We start from the raw sequence: 26,202 nt of genomic DNA, 5'->3' as shown, positions 1-26,202 counted from the left end.
GACCTTAATAGTGAAGTAGAACACTCACTGACAGAGTTATATTACACAATAACTCAGAATTTCTTTAAGAATTTTGTGCGCCAGATCACTGATGCAAAGGAATATTTTCTTTGATAGTGCGATTAAGTTATTCTTATATCAAACTTTATCGCCTAATTAATATCCCCGTTTTATCTGAACTTTTTATGTTTATCAGATAGAAAAGAGAACGGTACTCAATACTTATGTATGAATTTGATCTTATTTTGCTGTTATTACAGCAAATGTGCGTTTATTTAATTATTGCTTGGTTTTTAAGCAAAACACCGCTATTTACGCCACTTTTACAGGTCACGATAAAACTACCACATAAGTTGATGTGCTACGTCATATTCTCTATTTTCTGCATTATGGGCACCTATTTTGGGCTACATATTAATGATTCTATTGCCAATACACGTGCCATTGGCTCTGTTTTAGGCGGATTGTTAGGAGGCCCTTATGTCGGCTTTCTTGTTGGCTTTACAGGGGGATTACATCGTTATTCTCTCGGAGGCATGACAGCACTAAGTTGTATGGTTTCCACTATCGCAGAGGGACTAATTGGTGGATTAGTTCACCGTTATTACGTAAAACATGGGCAGATGCATCGAATATTTAACCCATGGACAGCCGCTGCGGTGACTTTCTTTGCTGAAATAATACAGATGAGCATCATCTTATTATTGGCACGTCCGTTTAATGAAGCACTTGCTTTAGTTAAAGATATTGCCGCTCCTATGATCGTAGCAAATACTGTTGGTGCTGCGATGTTTATTCGAATATTACAAGATAGACGCGCTATATTTGAAAAATATACCAGTGCATTCTCGACACAAGCATTAAAAATCGCTGTCTGTACTGAAGGTATTTTACGTAAAGGATTTAACCAAGATAATAGCACCCGTGTAGCAAAAGTGATTTATCAGGAATTAAGAGTCAGTGCGGTAGCCATTACAGATAGAGAAAAGCTACTCGCCTTTATTGGCATTGGCGCGGATCACCATTTACCGGGTACACCTATTTCATCAGATCAATCTAAACAAGCCATTAATAATAATGAAGTTGTCTATGCTGATGGTAATGAAACGCCCTATCGTTGCACGCTTTCCCCTCACTGCAAACTAGGTTCAACCTTAGTTATTCCGTTAAGAGGTGAAAATAATCAAGTTATTGGAACAATAAAACTTTATGAGGCTAAAAATCGCCTATTTAGTTCGATTAATCGTACCTTAGGTGAAGGTATCGCAAGTCTATTATCTGCACAAATTCTAGCTGGGCAATATGAACGAAATAAGCAATCGCTTTTAGAATCAGAGATTAAACTCTTACATGCTCAGGTTAATCCTCACTTTCTTTTTAATGCACTAAATACACTGCAAGCAGTTATTCGACGTGATAGCGAGCAAGCAAAGCAACTCGTGCAATTTCTTTCTGCTTTCTTTCGTAAGAATTTAAAAAGACCAGAAGCGGTGGTGACATTAAGTGACGAAATCGAACATGTAAACGCCTATCTACAAATCGAGAAAGCGCGTTTTCAGGAACGCTTGCAGATTGATATTCAAATTCCTGAAAGCTTAGCGAATGCACGCTTACCGGCTTTTTCTCTTCAACCGATGGTCGAGAATGCAATTAAACATGGAACGTCACAGTTATTAGACACAGGAAAGATTACAATTAGAGCACATCAAGAGCATCATTTAATCATTATCGAAATTTGTGATAATGCCGGACTTTACCAACCTCAGTGCCCGTCGCATCAATTAGGTTTAGGCATGAGGCTGGTGGATAAGCGATTAAAATTACGCTATGGCGAGCTTTATGGTGTTTTAGTTGAATGCCAAGCCGATGAATATACAAAGGTGAAGATTTGCTTACCTCTAGAAAAAAGTATGGATAACGTTACATAACAATGAATATATTAATCGTTGATGATGAGCCACTGGCTCGTGAAAACTTACGTTGTTTACTTGAAGTTGAAAAGGATATTCATATTGTTGGTGAATGTAGTAATGCGATTGAAGCAATAGGGGAAATACATCGCAAAAAGCCTGATGTTGTATTTCTTGATATTCAGATGCCTCGCATTACTGGCCTTGAAATGGTCACAATGCTTGATCCTGAACATCGCCCTTATATCGTCTTTTTAACCGCATTTGAAGAGTATGCGATCCAAGCTTTTGAAGAACATGCTTTTGATTATTTACTTAAGCCATTAGAGCAAGAGCGTTTAACAAAAACATTAAATCGTCTACGCCAAGGTAATAAGCAAAATATCGATCTCTTAACACCTCCTGAAGAGCGTTTAAAGTGTATTCCATGTACAGGGCATAGCCGTATTTGGTTAATGCCAATTGATGAGGCTGTATTTGCAACATCAAGGCTCAGTGGTGTCTATGTGACAAATAATCAAGGCCAAGAAGGCTTTACAGAATTGACGTTACGGACGTTAGAAACACGAACACAATTAGTACGTTGCCATCGTCAATATTTAGTGAATATGGATTATGTTAATGAGATTATTTTTGGTGATAATGGGCAAGCCGAATTGATATTACATAATAACAGCCAAATTCCTGTTAGCCGCCGCTATCTTAAACCGTTAAAAGAAGCGATTGGCTTAAGTTAATAAGGATAAGAGTCGAATGGAACCTATTTATATTAAGGTTTATAAAAACGGTGTTGAAGTTCGTGCTCTTCACACTCAAAAAGAGTCTCCCATACAGCGTGATTTTTTCATAGTAGTATGTTAATTGATGATTTTTATCCCACTATTGAAGCTATTTATATCGCGCTTGGCAAGCATGATATTAATCCCTCACTTTTTTTGTAAAAAAGAAATGTGGTTATTCATCTTTTAGAAAAATAGAAGGTAGATTATCAAGAGCCGAAGTTCGTTTATTTAATCAAGCGATGATAAGCGGATTTAATCGTAAACATAAGAAAATAGTAATTAGTGTAAAGCAGACACCACCTATGGTTCCAGAGGAAATTAAAATCATTTAAAAGTAACCTACTATATTAAAATCTCGAATTATAATTAAAAAAATAAAATTTCAACAAAGCAACTAAATAAGATTATCTCATTAGGATTAAAAACGTAAAATATTAAGTAAAAACCATTAATATAATTGTTTACATTGTATATTGTTTATCATTGAAATTAACTTACTAGAAATATTTAAATACTATGATATAAGAATTTAATGATTTAAATCAAATTCAAACCTATTATTATAGACAATAATACATTGCAAATTAGATTATTTTATATACCATGATAAATCATATTAATTTAATTAGTTTAATAGGTAGAATATGAAAATAAAATGGACAGTAAAAAAAGTTAACATTGGTAAAAGATGTGGTGCAATGTATTGTTTTAAAAGTTGCCAAGCAAATCAAAACTAATAACTTAATAATAAAGCCGATCCAAGATCGGCTTTATTATTTATAGGAAAGAAAATGTCTACTGCATTTGAAGATAATACAGTTGAAGAAATAATAGAATTACCTCCTGACTATGTCTTCACTATACCGAGTAATATAAAAAAAATTCATTTCGATAATAAAACCATTGTTATTGATTCAAGTAGATCAGTTTATATAACTCTATTTAACAATGAGCAAGAAAATATATTTAACCTAATAGAAAATAGTTATTCAATATTAGAGCTAACTAAAAAATATACGGAAGAAAACATGAATCTTCAGTATGTTATTATGGCAATAATGAATACTGATTTATTTAATATAGCAGGAAGTAAATTAGAACTACCCACTGTAAACGATAGCCTTTTTATATATCTAACTGACCTTTGCAACTTATCTTGTCCTCATTGTTATAGAAACTCCACTGAACTTAGCAAAGAAACTTTATCATTAGAAAATTGGATAAAAATTTTAGATAATTTTAAATCTTGCGGGGGAAAAGAAGTTACAATATCTGGAGGCGAACCGCTATTATATAAAGATTTTATTGAATTATGTAGATACATAAAATCATTACATCTTTCTTTGACAGTATTATCAAATGGAACTCTTTGGCAAAAATATAAAAATAAAGATGATTGTATTAATGTAATTAAAAATATTGATGAAATTCAATTAAGCATAGATGGATATGATGAATCTAGCAACCAAATAATGAGAGGAAATAATAACTTTGAAATAACAAGAAGTAACTTAAACTGGTTACTTTCATTAGATCTAAATTTAAGTATAGCTATCACACCATCACCAATATTTTTAAAATCAGAAGAAGAAAAAGAAAAATTAGATAAATTTATTATTAAGCTAAGTGAAAAAATGACTATTCGCTTGACACATAAAATCATTGATAACAATAGTATTTTATTAACAGAGAATGAAGAAAAAGAATACTTCGAATTTATAAGTAATATGGAAGATAAAATATATCCTAATGGAAAATTAAAAAGATGGGTTTCACATTATTTTAGTGATACACCAAAAGAGAATAACTGTGGATGGGGGAATTTGGCCATTTCATCAACAGGTGATGTGTATACATGTAATCGATTAGATGCAGCTATAAAAATAGGGAATGCAATGACTGATGATATGTCTTATTTAGTAGAACAAGGGCAAAAAAATAGAGAAATAACTTCAGTAGATAGCATTGAACCCTGTAAATATTGTGCTGTTCGGTATCTATGCAATGGTGGATGCAGAATTGATGATTTCATTGAAATATCTCCTACTCCAAAACGCTTATGTAGCGAGCAAAAATTAAACAATATTTATAAAAATATGATAAACGCTAGCAAATATATCTATGATTTATAAATAAGGAGAAATAATGATTGAAGATATTGAAATAATACTAATAGAAGATAATGATAACCTACGTTTTGAACTCCAAAAAAATAGGAATAACAATACTATAGGGCCATTCATTAGAAAAAAAACAATTCTTCAAGATAGTGCCAATTCTATATTTTCAAAGAAATACAATGATATATTATTAGAATTAAAATTCTTCTCTATATTTTTAGAATTTCCAATAACCATTGAAAAAAAAGAGAATAATTATATAAGGATATACAAAGAAGCAGAAAGAAAAGGAATTAAAAAATATGAATTTACTAGAGGAAAATCATTAAAGAGAACAGAGTATAAAATAATAAAAAAATATAAAGAAAAACTTAACAATTATATTGAAATTACAAGTTTAGTATTTTATATAGAATTTAAAAAAGATTTCATTATATTAAACCCTTTCATTAGAGTTGATGAAAGTCAAGTTATACCGATATATAAAGAATTAAAAGACAATGTTATAAATAAATATCCAGATTTAAGTGAATATATATCAAAATATATTAATGAGTATATATGGATAATGAATATTATTGATTTTGATATATTCAATCAATTATCAACAAAATATATAAGAAATAACAAATTGATCTTATTAATAAAAAGCAGTGCATCAAAAAGTGGAAAGAACTCATTTAAATCAAATAATGATTATAATATAGATTGGTTAGATTCAACATCTATAAATACAGATGAAATAATTAATGATAGAATTATTACCAACTATATTAGTAATAAACAATACTCATCATTTACCGATTTTAATAATAATGAAACTGAAAATAATAAAAAAAATAAAGATCAAATAATTTCAAGAGTAAATAAAAACACTCACTCAGCTTTTAAAGATATTTTATTACCAAAAAATAGTTACGATTTAGAAATAGAATTAAAAAATTTAGGATTCTCTGGCGATTTAAAAGATCATCAAAAATATGGAATACAATGGATTTTAGATAAATATCAAAAAAAACAAAAAGGAGTTTTATTAGCTGATGAAATGGGATTAGGTAAAACAATTCAATCTCTATCTGTTTTAGCCTATTTAAATGATGACAATTTTAATTGTATTATTATATGTCCATCATCATTAAAGTATAATTGGCTTAATGAGATTAAAAAATTTTACCCTTCATTATTAAAAAAAACACACCTTATTGAAAATAAGGATTCCGAATTAACCACGGGAATAAATATAATATCTTGTGAATTATCAAAAATAAAAAATGATATATTAGATAAGTGTTATAATTTATTAATATTTGATGAAGCACAAAGAATAAAAAATAATCATACTAAATTATGGGAACGAATTAATGAATTGGATATACCGTTCAAAATATTATTAACAGGAAGTCCTGTTGAAAATTCAGAAAATGATCTATTAAATATAATTGAAATTATATCTATGCATAGTGAATTAGCTACATGGAACTCTATTCAGAATAATGATACATATAAATCAGAAATTAGTGAAAATAAAGTTTTAATTATAAAATCATTTTTTGAAAATTATATATTAGTAAGAAAAAAAGAAGAAGTTATTAATCTACCGGATTGTAATGTAGAATATATAAAAATAAAAATGGATGATAATATGAGATATACCTATGATATTATCAGAAAACAATTCATATATAATCTTTCAAAAAATAAAGGTGCACACAGTTTTATGGCTTTAGATGCACTATTAAGATTAAGACAACTTTGTTCTCTTCCGCAATTAATTATTGATAATTTTCCAGATTTAAACATTAGTACATATTCACCTAAAGCTGATAAAGTTGAGAAAATTATTTATGACTCAATAAATACTAATAATAAAATTGTCTTATTTAGCGTATTCGTTGGTGTCTTAGATGAGTTTGAAAAAAGATTAGAAAAAAAAGGAATAAATATTGCAAGAATTGATGGAAATGTATCAACACTAAAAAGAAAAGATGAAATTGAGAGATTCACAAAAAGAAAAGAATGCAAAATATTACTTAGTTCTTTACATGTTGGTGGGGTTGGTTTAAATTTGGTTGAGGCTAATACAGTCATTATATATAATTCTTGGTGGAACCCTGCCATAGAAAATCAAGCTATCTCTAGAGTTCATCGTATGGGGCAAAATAAAACTGTTAATGTATATATACCTATATATGAAGACTCTATTGAGGAGAAAATTTTAGAATTATTAAAATACAAAAGAAAGATAACTGAATCATTTACTGATAATTCATTCAATCTTAAAGACTATATTGAATTATTAAAATGAACATAAAACTATTATCAGAACTATTATCAATAAATTCATACTCTGGATATGAGTTTATTATGTTATCTTACATTCAAGATTATGCTCTAAAAATTAATGAAAAATTAAAAATAAAAAGAGAAAATGAGTGGTTAGAGATTAGTAATAGTACTAATAATTCTAAAGATATTATTTTTGTCATTCATGTTGATGAAGTTGGATTTCAATTAATTGAAGAAAAAGATCATCAATATCTACTAAATCCTATTGGCTCCCCTGTCAATATAACCTACTTAGGTGCTATAGCTGTAGTTGAAGATATTGTAGGTTTGGTTTCAATGAAATCAGAAGTTGATTTATATGGAAATGACCTTGTCCCTTTAAATTTATATTTTAAAACATCTTGTAAATCAAAAGAATTAAATAAAAAACCATTATATTTTAAAAATCAATTTAATGTAAACGATGAAGTAGTAATAGGTAAAGGATTAGATAATAAAGTCGGTATATATCTAGCATTAGAAATATTGCCAACAATAATAAAAAGTAATTTAAATATTACTTTATTATTTACAACTCAAGAAGAAATCAGAAACTGTAAATACCCTGATTTCTTATTTGATAGTAAAAACTTAATATGTATTGATGCATTTTCAACAATAGAAGATGACTGTAATAGTGGCAGAGGTTCAGTAATAAGCTTTTCTCCAAACTATTCCCTATCTAAAAGTCAGAGATTTATAAATGAATTAAATAAAGAAGAAATTTCATATCAACTAAGCCTTGTTAATAATAAAACAGGTACTGAAATAGATATTATCAGCAATGATATTAGAAATAAAAATATACCATATATTATTTTTTCTTACCCAACTTCATTTATGCATAGTTTAAATGAAGTGGTTTTAGTTAATGATATAAATTGTGTATACAGTTCTCTAATATCCTATATTGAAAATATATAGCTTTTTATAAATATTGTTCTAAATACTCATTAAAAACTTGCTGATACTGCTTACGATCAAAAATAAGCTGTTCAATAAGTGTAATACCATGTTCATCAAGCTCTAGTGCGTCTTCTTTATCTAACCCATCTTCATAAGCAATATTATTCCACTTCACCTGATTTTCTGTAATTTCTAAATCACAAGAGATCACAGAGCAATAATCACAACCACAATGACAGCGATACAGTACCAATCGATTATTATCTAATTGAGTATAAACAGGTTTATTTCCTAAATATTGTTCTATTTTACTATGAATAATTTTATGACGATCGTAATTAGGGAAGCGAGCTTTATCAACAGCAAAGAGATCTAAGTCAAAATCTGAAAAGCGTAAATCCGTTTGTTTATCAAATCCTAACCACTCATCCAATGCTTTACCATCAATATAAAAATTAAAGTCTGTACGTTGCGTATCAATATCTTGCTGAATACAACGTAATGCTAATTGATTGGCTTGCATAAGCTTTCCTATTATTGATAGAAATGAGTCGTGATAGATTTTATATCATTAAAATAAGCATAAAAAAAACCAGCCAACTTTCGTTGACTGGTTTCAATTTTTTATCATCAACTCAATTTAATATTGAGTGAATGCAAGCTCTTATTGGTTATGAGAGCTGCTACGACGACGAGGAGTACCTTCGTTGTTACGGCTACGGAAGTTACCGCGCTCGCCACCACGATCGTTACTACGCTCACCACCGCGGTCATTATTACCACGACGTTGTGGTTGATCACCATTGTTAAAACGACGACCACCTTGTGGCTGACCATCACGACGGCTGTTATTACGACGCTCACGGAAAGGCTGAGATTGAGCATCACCCACTAATTGCATATTCAGTGGTTTGTTCATAATACGTGTACGTGTGAAATGGCTTAATAAGTCTGTTGGCATACCTTTTGGTAATTCGATGGTTGAGTGAGAACCATACAGTTTGATATTACCAATGTAACGGCTGCTGATATCGCCTTCGTTAGCAATCGCACCAACGATATGACGAACTTCAACACCATCATCACGACCCACTTCGATACGGTATAAATCCATTTCGCCAGCATCACGACGTTCACGACGAGGAGAACGCTCACGATCATTATCACCTCGACGGCGATCATCACCACGACGATCGTCACGATCGTTAAATTCACGACGAGGACGACGAACTGGATCTGGTGGCAGGATAAGCGCACGCTCACCTTGAGCCATTTTCAGTAATACCGCAGCCAGTGTTTCCATATCTAGTGCTTCTTCACCTTGTGGAGCTAATTTAGGTAACAGAGCACGATACTGATCAAGGTTGCTAGTTTCTAATTGTTGCGCGATTTGCTGTGCAAATTTTTCCTGACGACGTTGGCTGATAAGTTCTGCATTTGGCAGTTCTACTTCAGGAATAGTCATCTTCATTGTACGTTCGATATTGCGCAGTAAACGACGCTCACGGTTATCAACGAATAAAATTGCACGACCCGCACGACCCGCACGACCTGTACGACCAATACGGTGAACATAAGACTCTGAATCCATTGGGATATCATAGTTCACAACAAGGCTGATGCGGTCAACGTCAAGACCACGAGCAGCAACGTCAGTCGCGATTAAAATGTCTAAACGACCATTTTTCAGACGCTCTAGTGTTTGCTCACGCAGTGATTGGTTCATATCACCATTTAACGCCGCACTGTTATAACCATTACGCTCTAAAGCTTCAGCAACTTCTAATGTTGCGTTTTTAGTACGAACGAAAATAATCGCAGCATCAAAATCTTCAGCTTCTAAGAAACGAATTAATGCTTCGTTTTTACGTGCGCCGAATGTCATCCAATAGCTTTGGCTAATGTCTGGACGTGTTGTTACGCTACTTTGAATGCGTACTTCTTTCGGATCATTCATGAAACGACGAGTAATACGACGAATAGCTTCTGGCATTGTTGCAGAGAACAGTGCAGTTTGGTGTTCTGCTGGGATCTTACTTAAAATGTTTTCAACATCTTCAATAAAGCCCATACGTAACATTTCATCAGCTTCATCTAATACTAAACCTTTCAGTTTAGATAAATCTAATGTGCCACGGTTTAAATGGTCTAATAAACGACCCGGTGTACCCACAACAACTTGTGGTCCTTGGCGTAACGCACGTAATTGAACGTCGTAACGCTGACCACCATACAGTGCAACAACATTTACTTTTGGTAAATGCTTAGAGAAATCTTCAATTGCTTCAGCAACCTGAACCGCAAGTTCACGAGTCGGTGCTAAAACTAAAATTTGTGGTGCTTTTAATGATTCATCAAGATTGTGTAATAATGGCAGGCTAAATGCGGCAGTTTTACCACTACCTGTCTGTGCCATACCTAAAACATCATTGCCGTTTAAAAGGAAAGGAATACATTGTTGCTGAATTGGAGAAGGCTTCTCGTAGCCTAAGTCATTCAGTGCAGTCAAAATAGGTGCTGATAAACCTAGATCAGCAAAAGTCATATCGGTTTCAGTAGTCATGTCACTGTGCCTCATTCATTATGGCAGCCAGTTGACATAACATACCGCATGGTTTGTCGGTCTTTATCATCTAAAATGTGAACTGGCTCAAATTATATTATTAAACGAACAAACAAGCCCTCATCCTATGTAGATGATGGCTTTCAAACTGATCAGAGAAATGTTCGTCAGCTATTGCTGGTCCGATTCCGCTAGGTCTTCTTGTTGGCCTAACAGTGCTAATTCCAACAATGCGTAGCGGTGCTCAACAAAGTTATGTGCGTTGTTGGCAACCGTCAGCTTGAATAACGCTTCTGCGCTATCCATGTCCCCCAGACTTAGGTAATACTTACCTAAATAGAAGTTAGTTTCACTAAGATGCTCAGCGAGCGAAGTGTTATCGGTTGAAGCCTCATTTAATTTCAACATTAATGTTTTCTCATTAATGTTGCCTAAATAAAACTCAACTATATTCCATCCCCATTGCCCCGTTTTATCCGCCTGCTGGTATCGCTGTTTTAGCTGTTGTTTAGCCAAATCAGTGTTTATCTCTTTTTCTACAAGATATAACCAAAGCGAACGAATGGGATCATTTGGATCGACCTGATAAAACGCCTGCAGATCATCCTGCGCCAATTTCAATCGGCCACCGTAGTACGAAGCGATACCACGATTAAAACGCGCATTATTGTAAGTTGGATCAAGCTCTAAAACAGAATCAAACGCTTCATAAGCAGCATCGTAATTTGCTGCCTGCGTAAAATAGATACCTAGAAAATTAAAAATTTCTAGCATATCTGGTCGTATTGATAGCGCCATTGAAAAATCATTACGCGCTAAAGCTCGTAAACCGAGGCTATCATACAGCACACCACGCTCATATAAAAGCTGTGCGTATTCATCTTCGGTTAATGAGCGGCTCGCTAGGATTTGTTCTATACGAGCCAATATCACTTCTTGTTGTAAAGAAGGCTGCAATGGTGTGGCAAAAATCGCATTCTGACGCCATTCTGGACTAGTGCTGCATCCGGAAATAAAGATGAAAACAGCAATAGAACAACTGCGCAGAAATGTTTTCATTTCTCACTCCCAAAGTCAGACCTTTCAACAAAAAGCGTTCTAGACGTCCTACTTGTCAATCATAATAAGTCTCTACCGATACCTATGTCTAGATATCGGTAGTAGAATATCATTAATTCGCAGAATCTTCAGAAGAAGTTTCTGTTGCTTCCTGCTGATTAGCTTGAGCTTCTTTCATGCTTAAGCGAATACGGCCTTGACGGTCAATTTCCAGTACTTTAACTGGAACTTCTTGACCCATTTCCAAGTAGTCACTCACTTTCTCAACGCGTTTGTCTGCGATTTGAGAAATATGAACCAGACCTTCTTTGCCGCCACCGATAGCAACGAATGCACCGAAATCTACAATACGAGTTACTTTACCGTTGTAGATACGACCCACTTCAACTTCAGCCGTGATTTCTTCGATACGAGCGATAGCTTGTTTTGCTTGGTCGCCACTTGTTGCAGCAATCTTCACTGTACCATCATCTTCGATTTCGATAGTTGTGCCTGTTTCTTCCGTTAATGCACGGATAACTGAGCCACCTTTACCGATAACGTCTTTGATCTTGTCTGGATTAATTTTGATAGTATGAATGCGCGGTGCGAATTCAGAAATATCAGCACGAGGTTGGCTAATTGCATCTTCCATTACGCCTAAAATATGTAGACGTGCGCTTTTCGCTTGGTTTAATGCAACTTGCATGATTTCGCGAGTGATACCTTCGATTTTGATATCCATTTGTAATGCGCTGACACCGTTACGGCTACCCGCAACTTTAAAGTCCATATCGCCTAAATGGTCTTCATCACCCAGAATATCGGAAAGAACAACAAAGTTGTCGCCTTCTTTCACTAGACCCATTGCAATACCTGCAACAGATTCTTTAATTGGTACACCAGCATCCATCAGTGCTAAAGAAGCACCACAAACAGACGCCATTGAAGATGAACCATTTGATTCAGTGATTTCAGAAACCACACGAACGGTATATGGGAATTCTTCAATTGTTGGCATTACTGCTAACACACCACGTTTTGCTAAACGGCCATGACCGATTTCGCGACGTTTTGGTGAACCCATCATACCTGTTTCACCAACAGAGTATGGAGGGAAGTTATAGTGCAGTAAGAAAGTATCAGTGTGCTCACCCATGATGTCATCAATAGTTTGAGCATCACGTGCAGTACCTAATGTTGCAGTAACCAGTGCCTGAGTTTCACCACGAGTAAACAGTGCTGAACCGTGAGTACGTGGTAATAAGCCAGTGCGAATATCTAATGCACGTACCATGTCTTTTTCACGGCCATCGATACGTGGTTCGCCAGCTAATACGCGAGCACGAACGATATTTTTCTCAAGACCTGAGAAGATTTCGCTGATTTCAGCTTCATCTAAAGTTTCATCTTCAGCAACTAATGTCGCGATAACTTCATCGCGGATAGCTTCAATTTGTTCATAACGCTCTTGTTTTTCAGTGATACGGTAAGCATCACCAATACGAGCTTGCGCTAATTGTGCAATACGGTCGTGTAAAGTTTGGTTGATAGCTTCTGGCGCCCAATCCCATTTCTCTTTACCAACTTCTGCCACTAATGCATTGATGTTTTCGATCACAACTTGTTGTTGATCATGACCAAATACAACTGCACCTAACATTTCTTCTTCTGATAATAAATCAGCTTCTGATTCTACCATCAGTACCGCGCCTGCAGTACCTGCAACCACTAAGTCTAATTTACTAACTTTCAGCTCATCAACTGTTGGGTTTAGAACATATTGTCCATCGATAAAACCAACACGAGCACCACCGATAGGGCCATTGAATGGAACACCTGACAGCGCTAATACCGCAGAAGCACCAATCATTGCAACGATATCTGGGTTAACTTGTGGGTTAACAGAAACAACGGTAGCAACGATTTGAATTTCGTTTAAGAAACCTTCTGGGAATAATGGACGTAAAGGGCGGTCAATTAAACGTGCAATTAACGTTTCGCCTTCACCAGGGCGGCCTTCACGACGGAAGAAGCTACCAGGGATACGACCAGCAGCGTATGAACGCTCTTGGTAGTTAACAGTTAATGGGAAGAAATCTTGTCCAGCTTTAACTTTTTTCTTTGCAACAACGGTAACAAAAACAGCGGTGCCGTCCATGTCAACCATAACAGCGGCTGTTGCTTGACGAGCCATCATACCAGTTTCTAATGAAACAGTATGTTGACCGTATTGAAATTTACGAACTGTAGGATTCAGCAAAATAATATCCTTTATCTTATTGTCGCCAGATGTTTAGCGACGATGAATGATCTTTTCTCCGCTACGTCCCCTCGCGACTAATGAAAATATTAACCATTTGGCGATAAATACTTTCATTAGCCGCGCGAATTGTCGTAACTAGAGAGACTAAATAACAATCACCACATTAAAACATAACGACTAGTATTAAAAATAGCACTTTCTAGTAGAAAAGGGGCCAACAGGCCCCTTTCCACTGAAACTCGTTTGATTAGCGACGCAGACCTAAGCGTTCAATCAGTGCAGAGTAACGAGCAACATCTTTACGCTTCAGGTAGTCCAGCAGATTACGACGGCTGGAAACTTTACGCAGCAGACCACGACGGCTGTGGTGATCTTTTTTGTGCTCTGAAAAGTGACCTTGCAGGTGGTTGATTTCTGCAGTCAGCAGTGCAATCTGAACTTCGCTTGAGCCAGTATCGTTAGCGCAACGACCAAATTCAGCAACGATTTGTGCTTTCGCTTCAGTACTTAGAGACATAATAAACTCCAAATTAAGTAAAATTTTCAGATAGCCAATCTCTAATTCAGCTATCCAACTCAGCCACCCAAACAGATAGCCGCATTATTCTACGCTTCAAACACTTTTAGCGCAAGATTGCTATTAAGTGTTATCTTGTGCGCTATAGTCTACAACAACTCTTTTCGGAGCAACGAGGCCATCTTTAATGATAGCAAGGCCGATGAATTTTTTTTCATCGCCTTCAGTTACTCTCACCCATTCGCCTTCATTAATGTCATGATTAACCCGAACAGGCTGTCCCAGCTTGAGATAACCCGCAATAATCGTGGTTAAATTCACAACCGGAAAATGTGCAACAGCGGTATCCATAGGCAATAACAGTGCATCAAGTGCCAAGAAAGGATCTTCTTGCGCAGTTTGTGCATTTTCTATCATCGCTCTTAATTGCTCTAACGTTACCATTCGCTCTTTAGGATAATCTGCGACTTCTAATCGACGTAAGAAAATAACGTGAGCACCACATTGTAATTTCTCACCAAGATCATCAATAATTGTTCGAATGTAAGTGCCTTTAGAACAATGAATTTCCAGCTCTAACTCATCACCTTCCCAGCGAATAAACTGGAGTTCATAAACGGTGATAGGTCTTGCTTCACGCTCTACTTCAATACCTTGTCGAGCATATTCGTAAAGCGGTTTACCTTGATGTTTTAAAGCGGAGTACATTGAAGGGACTTGCAATGTTTCACCGCGAAAGCTATCCAAGGCATCATCTAAAGCTTGCTGTGTAAATTGTACTGGGCGCTCTTGAATAACCTCACCATGTGCATCAGAGGTATCTGTTCGTTGCCCTAAACGTGCAATAACGCGATAACGCTTATCTGAATCCAATAGAAACTGTGAAAATTTCGTTGCTTCACCTAAACAAATAGGGAGCATACCTGTTGCTAAAGGATCCAACGCCCCTGTATGCCCTGCCTTGCTGGCATTAAACATACGGCGGACTTTTTGGAGTGCATCGTTAGAGGAAATATCTTGGGGTTTATCGAGTAGCAATACGCCGTTAATCTCACGCCCCTTACGACGACGCCCCATTATTTGTCCTCTTTATGACGACGCTCTTCATCGCTTTTAACGACGTTAGAAACTAAATTAGACATACGCATACCTTCAACTAATGAGTTGTCATAAGCAAATGTCAGTTCAGGCACAATACGTAAGCGCATCGCTTTGCCTAATAAAGAACGAATAAAACCAGCGGCTTCATTAAGTGCAGTTAAACCCTCTGCAACCATCTCTTCTTCGCTTTTTTCACCACCTGATAAGTTCAAAAAGGTGACAAATACTTTGGCATAAGCCAAATCACGAGAAATCTCAACGCCAGATACCGTCGCCATTCCAATACGTGGATCTTTGACTTCACGTTGTAAAATGATGGCGATTTCTTTTTGCATTTCCTGAGAAACACGCTGACTGCGGCTAAAATCTCTTGCCATTTTATCTCTCCCTGACAATAGGGTATCGCCCTAATTGTCATTGTTAATTAAAATCTAAAATCAATGATATCTAAAGAGTATACATGAAGTGGTATTTAACAACCGCTTTCTCTGATTTCTTTCTTTAGAAATAAAATGTTTCTTTGGTGCTATTTTACCCTGTTATTTCACTTTCATAAATTACTGAAAGGCAATCTATTTCGGTTATGTTGAAAAATGGAGAGGAAATAAAAGGGGAATACAGCAAAGAAAGGAATAAGAAGGGAGCCCTTGAGCTCCCTTTTAAAACAAGACGGACTAAATTAATCAATAGAACGTTTGATTTCGATAACTTGGAAGACTTCAATCATGTCGCCAACACGGACATCGTTGTAGTTTTTCACACCGATACCACATTCCATGCCGTTACGCACTTCGTTGACGTCATCTTTAAAGCGACGCAGTGACTCAAGTTCGCCTTCATAGATAACCACGTTATCACGCAGAACACGAATTGGGTTATTACGTTTGATGTTACCTTCAACCACCATACAGCCCGCAATTGCGCCGAATTTAGGTGATTTAAACACATCACGGACTTCTGCAAGACCCATGATTTCTTGTTTATATTCAGGTGCCAACATACCGCTCATTGCCAGCTTGATTTCATCAATTAGGCTATAGATAACGGAGTAGTAACGTAAATCAACGCTTTCTTGTTCAATGATACGGCGAGCAGATGCATCAGCACGAACGTTGAAACCAAGAATGATTGCGTTAGAAGCCGCGGCTAATGTTGCGTCAGTTTCGGTGATACCACCTACGCCAGAACCGATGATTTTCAGTTTAACTTCATCAGTAGACAGTTTAACTAATGCATCAGTAATCGCTTCACAAGTACCTTGAACGTCTGTTTTCAGAACGATGTTCAGTTCAGAAGTTTTACCTTCTTCCATGTTAGCAAACATGTTTTCCAGTTTAGACTTCTGCTGACGAGCCAGTTTAACATCGCGGAATTTACCTTGACGGTATAATGCAACTTCACGCGCTTTCTTCTCGTCACGAACAACTGTTGCTTCATCACCTGCAGAAGGAACGTTAGACAGACCTAAAATCTCAACAGGCATTGATGGGCCAGCAGATTGAACGTCTTGACCTAATTCGTTACGCATTGCACGAATACGACCGTATTCGAAACCACACAGAACGATGTCACCTTTATTCAGTGTACCTTCACGGACAAGAATAGTTGCAACTGGACCACGACCTTTATCAAGGTAAGATTCGATAACAACACCACTTGCCATGCCTTCTTTAACTGCTTTCAGTTCAAGAACTTCGGCTTGTAAAAGAATAGCATCCAGCAGTTCGTCAATACCTAAACCTTGTTTTGCAGATACGTGCATAAACTGAGTTTCACCGCCCCACTCTTCTGGCAGGATGCCATATTGAGACAGTTCAGTTTTAACGCGATCTGGATCAGCTTCGTGTTTATCAATTTTGTTCACTGCAACAACAACAGGTACGTTTGCTGCTTTTGCGTGTTGGATTGCTTCGATAGTTTGTGGCATTACACCATCATCTGCCGCAACAACCAGAACAACGATATCCGTTACCTGAGCACCACGAGCACGCATTGAAGTAAACGCGGCGTGACCTGGAGTATCCAGGAAGGTGATTTCACCTTTGTCAGTTTTAACGTGGTAAGCACCGATATGCTGGGTGATACCACCCGCTTCACCTGATGCTACTTTCGTTGAACGAATGTAGTCCAGTAATGATGTTTTACCGTGGTCAACGTGACCCATGATAGTTACAACTGGTGCACGAGATACTGCGCTTTCTTCGCCAGTATCACGATCGCTCATGACTTGTTCTTCTAACTCGTTTTCACGACGTAAGATAACTTTGTGACCCATTTCTTCAGCAACAAGCTGTGCAGTTTCTTGGTCTAAAACCTGATTAATGGTCGCCATAGCACCCATCTTCATCATAGTTTTGATAACTTCAGACCCTTTTACTGCCATTTTGTTAGCAAGTTCAGCAACAGAAATAGTCTCACCGATAATAACATCACGGTTTACAACAACCGCTGGCTTATTGAAGCCTTGCTGTAATGAGCTACCTTTACGTTTACCTTTCTTGTTAGTACGACCAGCAGCACGTGCTTCTTCACGATCTGCTTTTTCAGAATGGCGGTTGTTTTTCTTAGGACGAGGAGCCTTAGCGTTGCGACCACGACCGCGGCCACCTTCAACTTCAGCATCACTTTCATCTTCTGCATCACGAGCATAACGTGATGTGGTTACATGATAGTCTGAGCCTTCAGTTTCTGGCGCTTTAGGTTCAGCAGTCCATTTTTCAGCATTTTCTTCAGCTAAGCGACGTGCTTTTTCTGCTGCAACTTTTGCTTCATCTTCTGCTTTACGGCGCTGTGCTTCTTCCGTTTTACGCTTCAGTTCAGCCTGTTCAGCATTGCGACGTGCTTTTTCCTGATCTGCTGCTTTATCAGCTTTTGGTTTATCGTTTTGTTTCACTTTATCTTTTTCCGCTGCTTCGCGCTTAGCTAATTCCGCTGCTTCACGTTTTGCTTCTTCAGCTTCACGTTTCACTTTTTCTTCGGCGTCTTTCTTTGCCTTTTCAGCTTCACGTTTTGCTTTTTCTTCAGCTTCGCGCTGTGCTTTCTCTTGTGCTTCGCGCTGGGCTTTTTCTTCGGCTTCGCGATGCGCCTTTTCTTCCGCTTCACGCTGAGCTTGCTCATCCGCTTGCGCTTTTTCAACGGCGTCACGGTTCACATAAGTGCGTTTTTTGCGGACTTCGATGGCTACTGATTTACTTTTGCCACCTGTACCAGGAACACTTAACGTACTACGCACTTTGCGTTGCAACGTTAATTTTTCTGGTTGGTTGGTTGATACGTCTTTATCACGGTTCAACCAAGCCAGTAAGGTTTCTTTCTCTTTTTGGGAGACAGAATCAGAGACGGTCTTCTTAATACCGGCATCAGCAAATTGCTGTACCAAACGTTCAACCGGTGTCTGAATCTCTTCTGCCAGTGATTTTACTGTTTCATCTGTCATTCTGTTCCTTCCTGCTCAGTTGTTACGCATCATTCCCAAACCAGCAGATATTACGTGCGGCCATAATGAGTTCGCCTGCGCGCTCACTATTTAAACCTTCAATATCAGTTAGGTCGTCGATACCCTGTTCGGCAAGATCTTCCAGTGTGCAGATACCACGGGCAGCTAGATCAAATGCTAAAGAGCGCTCCAATCCTTCGAGAGCTAATAAGTCCTCGGCTGGTTGGTTATCGCCTAGGCTTTCTTTTTGAGCCAATTCAATCGTTGTTAATGCAGCTTTAGCTCTTTCACGTAGAGCTTCAACGGTATCTTCATCTAGTCCGTCAATAGCCAGCAATTCACTGATTGGCACATAAACTAACTCTTCAAGGGTAGAGAAACCTTCTTCAACTAAAACAGTTGCGAAGTCTTCATCAATGTCGAGATGCTTAGTAAATATTTCAATGGCTGCGTTTGCTTCTGCCTGATGTTTTGCATTCAGTTCATCAGCAGTCATGACGTTTAATTCCCACTTGTCATCACCACGATGTTTTTTCAGTAACTGTGCTGCCAGACGAACGTTTTGACCATTACGGCCGATCGCCTGTGCAAGGTTACTGCTTTCAACTGCAACATCCATTGTACATTTGTCTTCATCGACAACAATAGAAGCAACATCTGCCGGAGCCATTGCATTAATGACGAATTGTGCAGGATTATCATCCCACAGAACAATATCAATTCGCTCGCCGCCCAATTCACTGGAAACGGCTTGTACACGCGCACCACGCATACCAACACAAGCACCCACTGGGTCAATACGCTTGTCGTTAGTTTTTACTGCGATTTTGGCACGAGAACCTGGATCACGCGCTGCAGCTTTAATTTCAATGATTTCTTCGCCAATTTCTGGTACTTCAATACGGAAAAGTTCAACCAGCATTTCAGGGCGAGAGCGCGTCACGAAAAGTTGTGCACCACGAGTTTCTGTACGTACGTCGTATAAAACACCACGTAAACGGTCACCTGGGCGGAAGTTTTCACGCGGTAACATATCTTCGCGTAAAATAACCGCTTCAGCGTTATTGCCTAAATCTAAAGTGATATTCTCACGGTTCACTTTCTTCACAACACCCGTGATAATTTCGCCTAATTGTTCGCGGAATTGATCAACAACCATTGCTCTTTCAGCTTCACGTACTTTTTGTACGATAACTTGTTTAGCGGTTTGTGTTGTAATACGGTCGAAAGTAACAGATTCAATCTGATCTTCAATATAACCACCTAGTTCGATACTAGGATCTTCATATTGAGCAGCTTCAAGTGTGATTTCACGAGTTGGTTGAGTCACTTCATCAACGGCAACCCAACGACGGAATGTATCAAAGTCACCGGTTTTACGGTCGATACATACACGAACGTCAATTTCTTGCTCGTATTTTTTCTTAGTTGCTGTCGCTAGTGCGGTTTCCAGTGCTTCAAAAATCTTTTCACGAGGAAGAGATTTTTCGTTAGAGACCGCTTCCACAACAGCCAGAATCTCTTTGTTCATCCTAGTTGCCTCTTCAAAACTTAAAAGTGGGGTACCAGGTTAGCTTTCTGGATGTTGCTCAGTGCGAACACTTCGTCTTTACCATCCACAGTAACCGTGATCATTTCGCCAGCGACAGACTTAATAATGCCCTGCCATTTACGGCGGTTTTGCATTGCAATTCGTAATACGATAGCGGCTTCTTCGCCGATAAATTGCTCATAATGCGTTGCAGTGAATAAAGGTCGTTCTAAACCAGGAGAAGAGATCTCAAGGTTATAAACTGTTTGAATTGGATCTTCAACATCCAGCACAGCACTGACCTGGTGGCTAACATCAGCACAATCATCAACAGTGATACCGTCTTCACTATCAATATAGATGCGCAATGTTGATTCTCGGCCACGAATAAACTCAAGACCGACAAATTCAAAGCCTAATGCTTCTACTGGTGCTGAAACCATCGCTGTTAATTTTTGCTCTAATGTGGACAAACCCACCCCCAAGGCATAAAAAAAGGGCCTATAGCCCAGTATTCTATTCTCTGATAACAAAAAACCCCGAAATTCGGGGCTTTATGCAACTGGACCCTGTAACTTGCCATTCGAGAATAACCTCTTCTTACGGCACATTCCACTCAGGATCATAATCGGTTCAACAAGATGATTAATGAGAAAAGTGCTGTATTGTTAGAAGTGGTTGCGGGGGCCGGATTTGAACCGACGACCTTCGGGTTATGAGCCCGACGAGCTACCAAGCTGCTCCACCCCGCGTTCGAAAAACGTGGCAAATTTTACGCTGATAACAAGCAAAACGCAAGCTATCTGGAATAATGGTGCCGAGAACGGGACTTGAACCCGTACGCCCGTTTTATAGGCACTACCACCTCAAGGTAGCGTGTATACCAATTTCACCACCTCGGCACTTAATGAGACTGTTACTGCGTAAAAATTAACAATCTCATTTAAATCTTTACTTAGTTTACTGCGGAATATCTGTATTTGCTGGCGCTACAGGCGCTGCTAATTGCTCAGCTTTTTTAGCTTCTTCTGTAGTCTGCTCGATAGACATCCATTTGCTGTCTTCACGCACAGTTTTATTGGCACTTAGATTACCTAAAATAAGGGCAAGTACAATAAAAGCTGTCGCTAAAACAGCGGTCATACGGGTCATAAAGTTAGCTGAACCGCTTGAACCAAATACTGTACCGGAAGCACCTGCACCAAAAGAAGCGCCCATATCAGCACCTTTACCCTGCTGTAACAGGATCAGACCAACTAGCCCTGTTGCTACAATGATAAGAATAACAATGAGTGCCGTATACATTTGCGTTACCTTTTCTATGGAACTTATCGTCTTAACGATAACCTTCGATTGCTTCACCCGCTTTAGTTCAAGACCTTACTAAGCGGGTGTGAATACTAACCAAAGCTGAACTGACAAGCAAGGTTATTTTTCTACAAAGTGATTGATTGAAGAAAAAAGCATCAATTAACCAACGTGCTTCACAGCGTCGGCAATACGATTTGCCATCGCAGTGACTTGCTCTTCATTTTCACCTTCAACCATGACACGAATTAAGGGTTCTGTTCCTGATTTACGCAGTAATACACGACCTTTACCAGCCAGTTCTTCTTCAACCGCTTTAGCGACTTTCTGAACTTCAGGTGTTTGTAGCGGATCGTGGCTACCTGTAAAACGAACATTCACTAAAATTTGTGGTAATAGTTTCATGCCACTGCATAAATCATGCAGACTCATGTGGTTACGTACCATTGCACTTAAAACTTGTAAGCCCGCAACAATACCGTCACCTGTAGTCGTTTTATCTAATAAAATAATGTGACCTGAGTTTTCAGCACCTAAGCGCCAGCCTTTCTCTTGTAATTTTTCAAGTACATAGCGGTCACCCACTTTTGCTCTTACAAAAGGAATACCCAGTTGTTTCAGTGCTATCTCTAATCCCATATTACTCATTAGAGTACCCACTGCACCGCCGCGTAATTGGCCTTGGCGTAATGCTTCTCTCGCAATAATGTAGAGAATTTGGTCGCCATCAACCTTTAGACCTTGATGGTCAACCATGATGATACGGTCACCGTCACCATCAAAAGCTAGACCAACATCAGCGCCTTCTTCTAATACGCGTTTTTGCAACATACGAACATCTGTTGCGCCACACTCTTCGTTGATATTGATACCAGTAGGATCACAACCAATAGTGATCACTTCAGCACCTAATTCACGAAATACATTTGGTGCAATATGATATGTTGCGCCATGAGCACAATCGACAACGACTTTTAGACCGTTAAGATTGTTTTCATTTGGGAAAGTCCCTTTACAGAATTCAATGTAACGACCCGCAGCATCCACGATACGATTTGCACGACCAAGCTCTGCTGATTCAACACAGGTAATTGGTTTTTCCATTTCAGCTTCAATCGCTTCTTCTACTTCGTCTGGTAATTTTGTGCCATCAATAGAGAAGAATTTGATCCCGTTATCGTAATAAGGGTTATGAGAAGCTGAAATCACAATCCCGGCTTCAGCGCGGAATGTACGCGTTAAATAAGCAACAGCAGGTGTTGGCATTGGTCCTGTAAATGAAGCAGATAAACCAGCCGCAGCTAAACCAGCTTCTAATGCAGATTCCAGCATATAGCCTGAAATACGTGTATCTTTACCAATAATGATTTTACGAGAGCCATGACGTGCTAATACTTTGCCCGCAGCCCAACCTAGTTTTAATACAAAATCAGGTGTAATTGGACTATCACCTACTTTTCCACGGATACCATCTGTTCCAAAGTATTTACGTTCGCTCATTCATTATTTTCCTTTGCAGAAAGAGTCGCTTGTACGACTTTCATCGCATCAACAGTCTCTTTAACATCGTGTACACGAATAATTTGTGCGCCTTGCATCGCTGCAATGACAGCACATGCCACGCTACCAGCAACACGCTCTTGCGGTGGGACATTCAATAGTTGTCCAACCATTGATTTGCGTGACATTCCGGCAAGTATGGGTAGACCAAAGTGATGAAGTTCACTTAAGTGTGCTAATAATTGGTAATTATGCGCTAAATTTTTACCAAAGCCGAATCCTGGATCAAGAATAATTTGATTTTTTTCGATCCCGGCATCAACACAACGTTGAATATTTTCTTGTAAAAAACGATCAACATCCATCAACACATTCTCATAATGTGGTGATTGTTGCATAGTTTTAGGGTCGCCTTGCATATGCATAATACACACTGGCAAACCTGTTTTAGCCGCTGCTTCAAGTGCTCCCGGCTCTTGTAAAGAGCGAATATCATTGATAATTGAAGCACCTGCATTTGCAGATTCAGTAATGACTTGAGCTTTGGACGTATCAACAGAGATCCAAACATCAAAACGCTGACGAATAGCCTCAACAACAGGAACAACACGCTGCAACTCTTCATCAATAGAGACATCACTTGCGCCGGGTCTGGTAGACTCTCCACCAATATCGATGATAGAAGCCCCTTCAGCGATTAATTTTGCTGCGTGGTTAACCGCATCGTTAAGTGAATTATGAGTGCCACCATCTGAGAAAGAGTCTGGAGTGACATTCAAAATCCCCATAACTTGGGGTGTTGATAAATTAAGTTCTGTTCCTCTAGCCATTAATTTCATTTCATTGATACCTTCATAAAAAAACCCCAGAAGCCTGGGGTTTATATTTATAGCTTACTCAATATGCATAACCCGATAAGGATTAGTGAGTATTTTTATCAGAAGGTGTATCACTTTCTGACTCAGGCTTATCTTTTGGCTCACTCGCTACATGCGTTTGTGCTGGCTGGGCAGTAGTCGTTGTACCACTATTGCCATTATTGCCTTCCCAACCCGCAGGTGGACGAACATCACGACGATTCATTAAATCATCAATTTGAGGCGCATCGATAGTTTCATAAGTCATCAGTGCATCTTTCATTGAGTGCAGAATATCAAGGTTGTCCATTAAGATCTGACGAGCACGAACATAGTTACGATCAACGATAGCTTTAATTTCTTCGTCAATTGTACGAGCTGTTTCATCAGACATATGCTGCGCTTTAGCAACAGAACGACCTAAGAACACTTCACCTTCTTCTTCTGCGTACAGTAATGGCCCTAATTTTTCAGAGAAGCCCCACTGTGTCACCATGTTACGTGCAATATTGGTTGCAACTTTGATGTCATTAGAAGCACCTGTAGAAACATGCTCTACACCATAGATAATTTCTTCAGCTAAACGACCACCGTAAAGTGTTGAAATCTGGCTCTCTAATTTCTGACGGCTTGCACTGATTTGGTCGCCTTCAGGTAAGAAGAAAGTCACACCTAATGCACGTCCACGAGGAATAATCGTCACTTTATGCACAGGATCATGTTCAGGTACTAAACGACCAATAATTGCGTGACCAGCTTCATGATAAGCGGTTGATGCTTTTTGTTCTTCAGTCATCACCATTGAACGGCGCTCTGCGCCCATCATTATCTTATCTTTCGCTTTCTCAAATTCGACCATTGAGACAACACGTTTATTACCGCGTGCAGCGAATAAAGCCGCTTCGTTAACTAAGTTAGCTAAGTCAGCACCAGAGAAACCTGGTGTACCACGCGCTAAAATCGCGGGATCAACATCTGGTGATAAAGGTACACGACGCATATGGACTTTAAGAATTTGCTCACGTCCACGTACATCAGGTAAACCAACAACAACTTGACGGTCAAAACGACCTGGGCGAAGTAATGCTGGGTCTAATACGTCAGGGCGGTTAGTCGCCGCGATAACGATAATACCTTCATTACCTTCGAAACCATCCATCTCAACTAGCATTTGGTTCAGTGTTTGTTCACGTTCATCATGACCACCACCTAAACCTGCACCACGTTGACGACCGACCGCATCGATTTCATCGATAAAGATGATACAAGGTGCTGCTTTTTTAGCTTGTTCAAACATATCACGAACACGAGAAGCACCCACACCCACGAACATTTCAACGAAATCAGAACCTGAAATGGTAAAGAATGGAACTTTAGCTTCACCCGCGATGGCTTTTGCTAATAATGTTTTACCTGTACCTGGAGGTCCTACCATCAGAATACCTTTAGGGATTTTACCCCCTAATTTCTGGAAACGACCTGGATCACGTAAATACTCAACTAATTCGCTTACTTCTTCTTTCGCTTCATCACAACCCGCGACATCAGCGAAGGTTGTTTTGATTTGGTCTTCTGTCAACATGCGTGCCTTGCTTTTACCGAAAGACATCGCACCTTTACCGCCACCACCTTGCATTTGGCGCATAAAGAAAATCCAAAGACCAATCAGTAATAGCATTGGGAACCAAGACACAAAAATTTGAGTCAGAAGACTTTGGCCTTCAAGTGGTTCGCCCGTTACTTTTACATTACGGTTCATTAAAGTGGTCAGCAGGTTGTCATCACGCATAGGCATATACGTGCTGTACTTTGAGTTATCTGTTTTAGTTACATTAATATCATAACCACTTATGCTGACCTCGCGTAATTGGTTATTAGTTAACTCATTGATAAAGGTAGAGTAATCCACCTTACGACTATTCGAATCGCTGGGTCCGAAGCTCTGGAATAATGACATCAAAACGACTGCAATAACTAGCCAGAGGATCAGGTTTTTCGCCATGTCACTCAAGGGATTAACCTCATATTACAACTGTGTTAAC

The 26,202-nt window shown here is 38.2% G+C and carries 19 protein-coding genes and 2 tRNA genes; 5 read left to right on the top strand and 16 right to left on the bottom strand.

Annotated elements, in window-relative coordinates; genetic code table 11:
* Window positions 1–224 precede the first annotated feature (224 nt).
* The 5 genes from ABN236_RS16300 to ABN236_RS16280 all read left to right on the top strand — a co-directional run bounded on the left by ABN236_RS16300 (window position 225) and on the right by ABN236_RS16280 (window position 8,061).
* The gene (locus tag ABN236_RS16300) at window positions 225–1,928 is read left to right on the top strand and encodes a LytS/YhcK type 5TM receptor domain-containing protein (RefSeq protein WP_349474412.1); all 1,704 of its coding nucleotides are present in this window, start codon (window positions 225–227) and stop codon (window positions 1,926–1,928) included.
* A gap of 2 nt (window positions 1,929–1,930) precedes the next feature.
* A complete protein-coding gene (btsR, locus tag ABN236_RS16295) occupies window positions 1,931–2,647 on the top strand; it encodes a two-component system response regulator BtsR (RefSeq protein WP_023583566.1) in 717 nt (238 codons plus the stop codon).
* Window positions 2,648–3,483: 836 nt separating this feature from the next.
* On the top strand, window positions 3,484–4,824 hold the full coding sequence (locus ABN236_RS16290) for a radical SAM/SPASM domain-containing protein (RefSeq protein WP_349474411.1): 1,341 nt from the start codon (window positions 3,484–3,486) through the stop codon (window positions 4,822–4,824).
* A gap of 13 nt (window positions 4,825–4,837) precedes the next feature.
* Entirely contained in the window at window positions 4,838–7,117 is a 2,280-nt protein-coding gene (locus ABN236_RS16285; RefSeq protein WP_349474410.1) for a DEAD/DEAH box helicase, read from the top strand.
* A 59-nt stretch (window positions 7,118–7,176) separates the two neighbouring features.
* Entirely contained in the window at window positions 7,177–8,061 is an 885-nt protein-coding gene (locus tag ABN236_RS16280) for a zinc-binding metallopeptidase family protein (protein WP_349474409.1), read from the top strand.
* A 4-nt stretch (window positions 8,062–8,065) separates the two neighbouring features.
* Here the strand turns inward: ABN236_RS16280 and ABN236_RS16275 are convergent, their stop codons facing one another.
* From ABN236_RS16275 to ftsH, 16 genes are all read right to left on the bottom strand, one after another.
* A complete protein-coding gene (locus tag ABN236_RS16275) occupies window positions 8,066–8,566 on the bottom strand; it encodes a hypothetical protein (RefSeq protein ID WP_349474408.1) in 501 nt (166 codons plus the stop codon).
* 141 nt (window positions 8,567–8,707) lie between these two features.
* Window positions 8,708–10,606, bottom strand: coding sequence for a DEAD/DEAH family ATP-dependent RNA helicase (locus ABN236_RS16270; protein ID WP_160229903.1), 1,899 nt, complete (start codon window positions 10,604–10,606; stop codon window positions 8,708–8,710).
* 171 nt (window positions 10,607–10,777) lie between these two features.
* Window positions 10,778–11,665 carry a lipoprotein NlpI gene (gene nlpI / locus ABN236_RS16265; RefSeq protein WP_165121825.1) on the bottom strand — a complete coding sequence of 296 codons (888 nt, stop codon included), beginning with the start codon at window positions 11,663–11,665 and terminating at the stop codon, window positions 10,778–10,780.
* Window positions 11,666–11,777: 112 nt separating this feature from the next.
* Window positions 11,778–13,907, bottom strand: coding sequence for a polyribonucleotide nucleotidyltransferase (gene pnp, locus ABN236_RS16260; RefSeq protein ID WP_098941351.1), 2,130 nt, complete (start codon window positions 13,905–13,907; stop codon window positions 11,778–11,780).
* 250 nt (window positions 13,908–14,157) lie between these two features.
* A complete protein-coding gene (rpsO, locus tag ABN236_RS16255; RefSeq protein ID WP_088493979.1) occupies window positions 14,158–14,427 on the bottom strand; it encodes a 30S ribosomal protein S15 in 270 nt (89 codons plus the stop codon).
* A gap of 123 nt (window positions 14,428–14,550) precedes the next feature.
* Complete coding sequence (gene truB / locus ABN236_RS16250; protein WP_270756175.1) at window positions 14,551–15,504, bottom strand: tRNA pseudouridine(55) synthase TruB; 954 nt, start codon at window positions 15,502–15,504, stop codon at window positions 14,551–14,553.
* Complete coding sequence (gene rbfA / locus ABN236_RS16245; RefSeq protein WP_006535687.1) at window positions 15,504–15,905, bottom strand: 30S ribosome-binding factor RbfA; 402 nt, start codon at window positions 15,903–15,905, stop codon at window positions 15,504–15,506. Before rbfA ends, truB begins: the two co-directional genes overlap by 1 nt.
* A 302-nt stretch (window positions 15,906–16,207) precedes the next feature.
* The gene (infB, locus tag ABN236_RS16240) at window positions 16,208–18,964 is read right to left on the bottom strand and encodes a translation initiation factor IF-2 (RefSeq protein WP_194951657.1); all 2,757 of its coding nucleotides are present in this window, start codon (window positions 18,962–18,964) and stop codon (window positions 16,208–16,210) included.
* Window positions 18,965–18,986: 22 nt separating this feature from the next.
* Window positions 18,987–20,495, bottom strand: coding sequence for a transcription termination factor NusA (gene nusA / locus ABN236_RS16235; RefSeq protein WP_006535691.1), 1,509 nt, complete (start codon window positions 20,493–20,495; stop codon window positions 18,987–18,989).
* 20 nt (window positions 20,496–20,515) lie between these two features.
* On the bottom strand, window positions 20,516–20,968 hold the full coding sequence (gene rimP, locus ABN236_RS16230) for a ribosome maturation factor RimP (protein ID WP_036914691.1): 453 nt from the start codon (window positions 20,966–20,968) through the stop codon (window positions 20,516–20,518).
* Between the two features lie 202 nt (window positions 20,969–21,170).
* A tRNA-Met gene (locus tag ABN236_RS16225) sits at window positions 21,171–21,247 on the bottom strand.
* A gap of 60 nt (window positions 21,248–21,307) precedes the next feature.
* Window positions 21,308–21,397 (bottom strand) — tRNA-Leu (locus tag ABN236_RS16220).
* Between the two features lie 58 nt (window positions 21,398–21,455).
* Window positions 21,456–21,800 carry a preprotein translocase subunit SecG gene (secG, locus tag ABN236_RS16215; protein ID WP_036914692.1) on the bottom strand — a complete coding sequence of 115 codons (345 nt, stop codon included), beginning with the start codon at window positions 21,798–21,800 and terminating at the stop codon, window positions 21,456–21,458.
* A gap of 165 nt (window positions 21,801–21,965) precedes the next feature.
* The gene (gene glmM / locus ABN236_RS16210) at window positions 21,966–23,303 is read right to left on the bottom strand and encodes a phosphoglucosamine mutase (RefSeq protein ID WP_088493982.1); all 1,338 of its coding nucleotides are present in this window, start codon (window positions 23,301–23,303) and stop codon (window positions 21,966–21,968) included.
* Window positions 23,300–24,142 (bottom strand): dihydropteroate synthase, encoded by an 843-nt coding sequence (folP, locus tag ABN236_RS16205; RefSeq protein WP_088493983.1) that lies wholly within the window; start codon window positions 24,140–24,142, stop codon window positions 23,300–23,302. The genes glmM and folP overlap by 4 nt, the downstream gene beginning before the upstream one ends.
* Window positions 24,143–24,224: 82 nt before the next feature.
* Complete coding sequence (gene ftsH / locus ABN236_RS16200; protein WP_075673624.1) at window positions 24,225–26,171, bottom strand: ATP-dependent zinc metalloprotease FtsH; 1,947 nt, start codon at window positions 26,169–26,171, stop codon at window positions 24,225–24,227.
* Window positions 26,172–26,202: the final 31 nt, after the last annotated feature.

It is taken from the genome of Proteus sp. fly-1013 (assembly GCF_040140245.1).
Taxonomy (GTDB): Bacteria; Pseudomonadota; Gammaproteobacteria; order Enterobacterales; family Enterobacteriaceae; genus Proteus; species Proteus mirabilis_B.
Note: the sequence above shows the minus strand (reverse complement) of the source record. Positions and strands in the feature narration are given on the sequence as shown.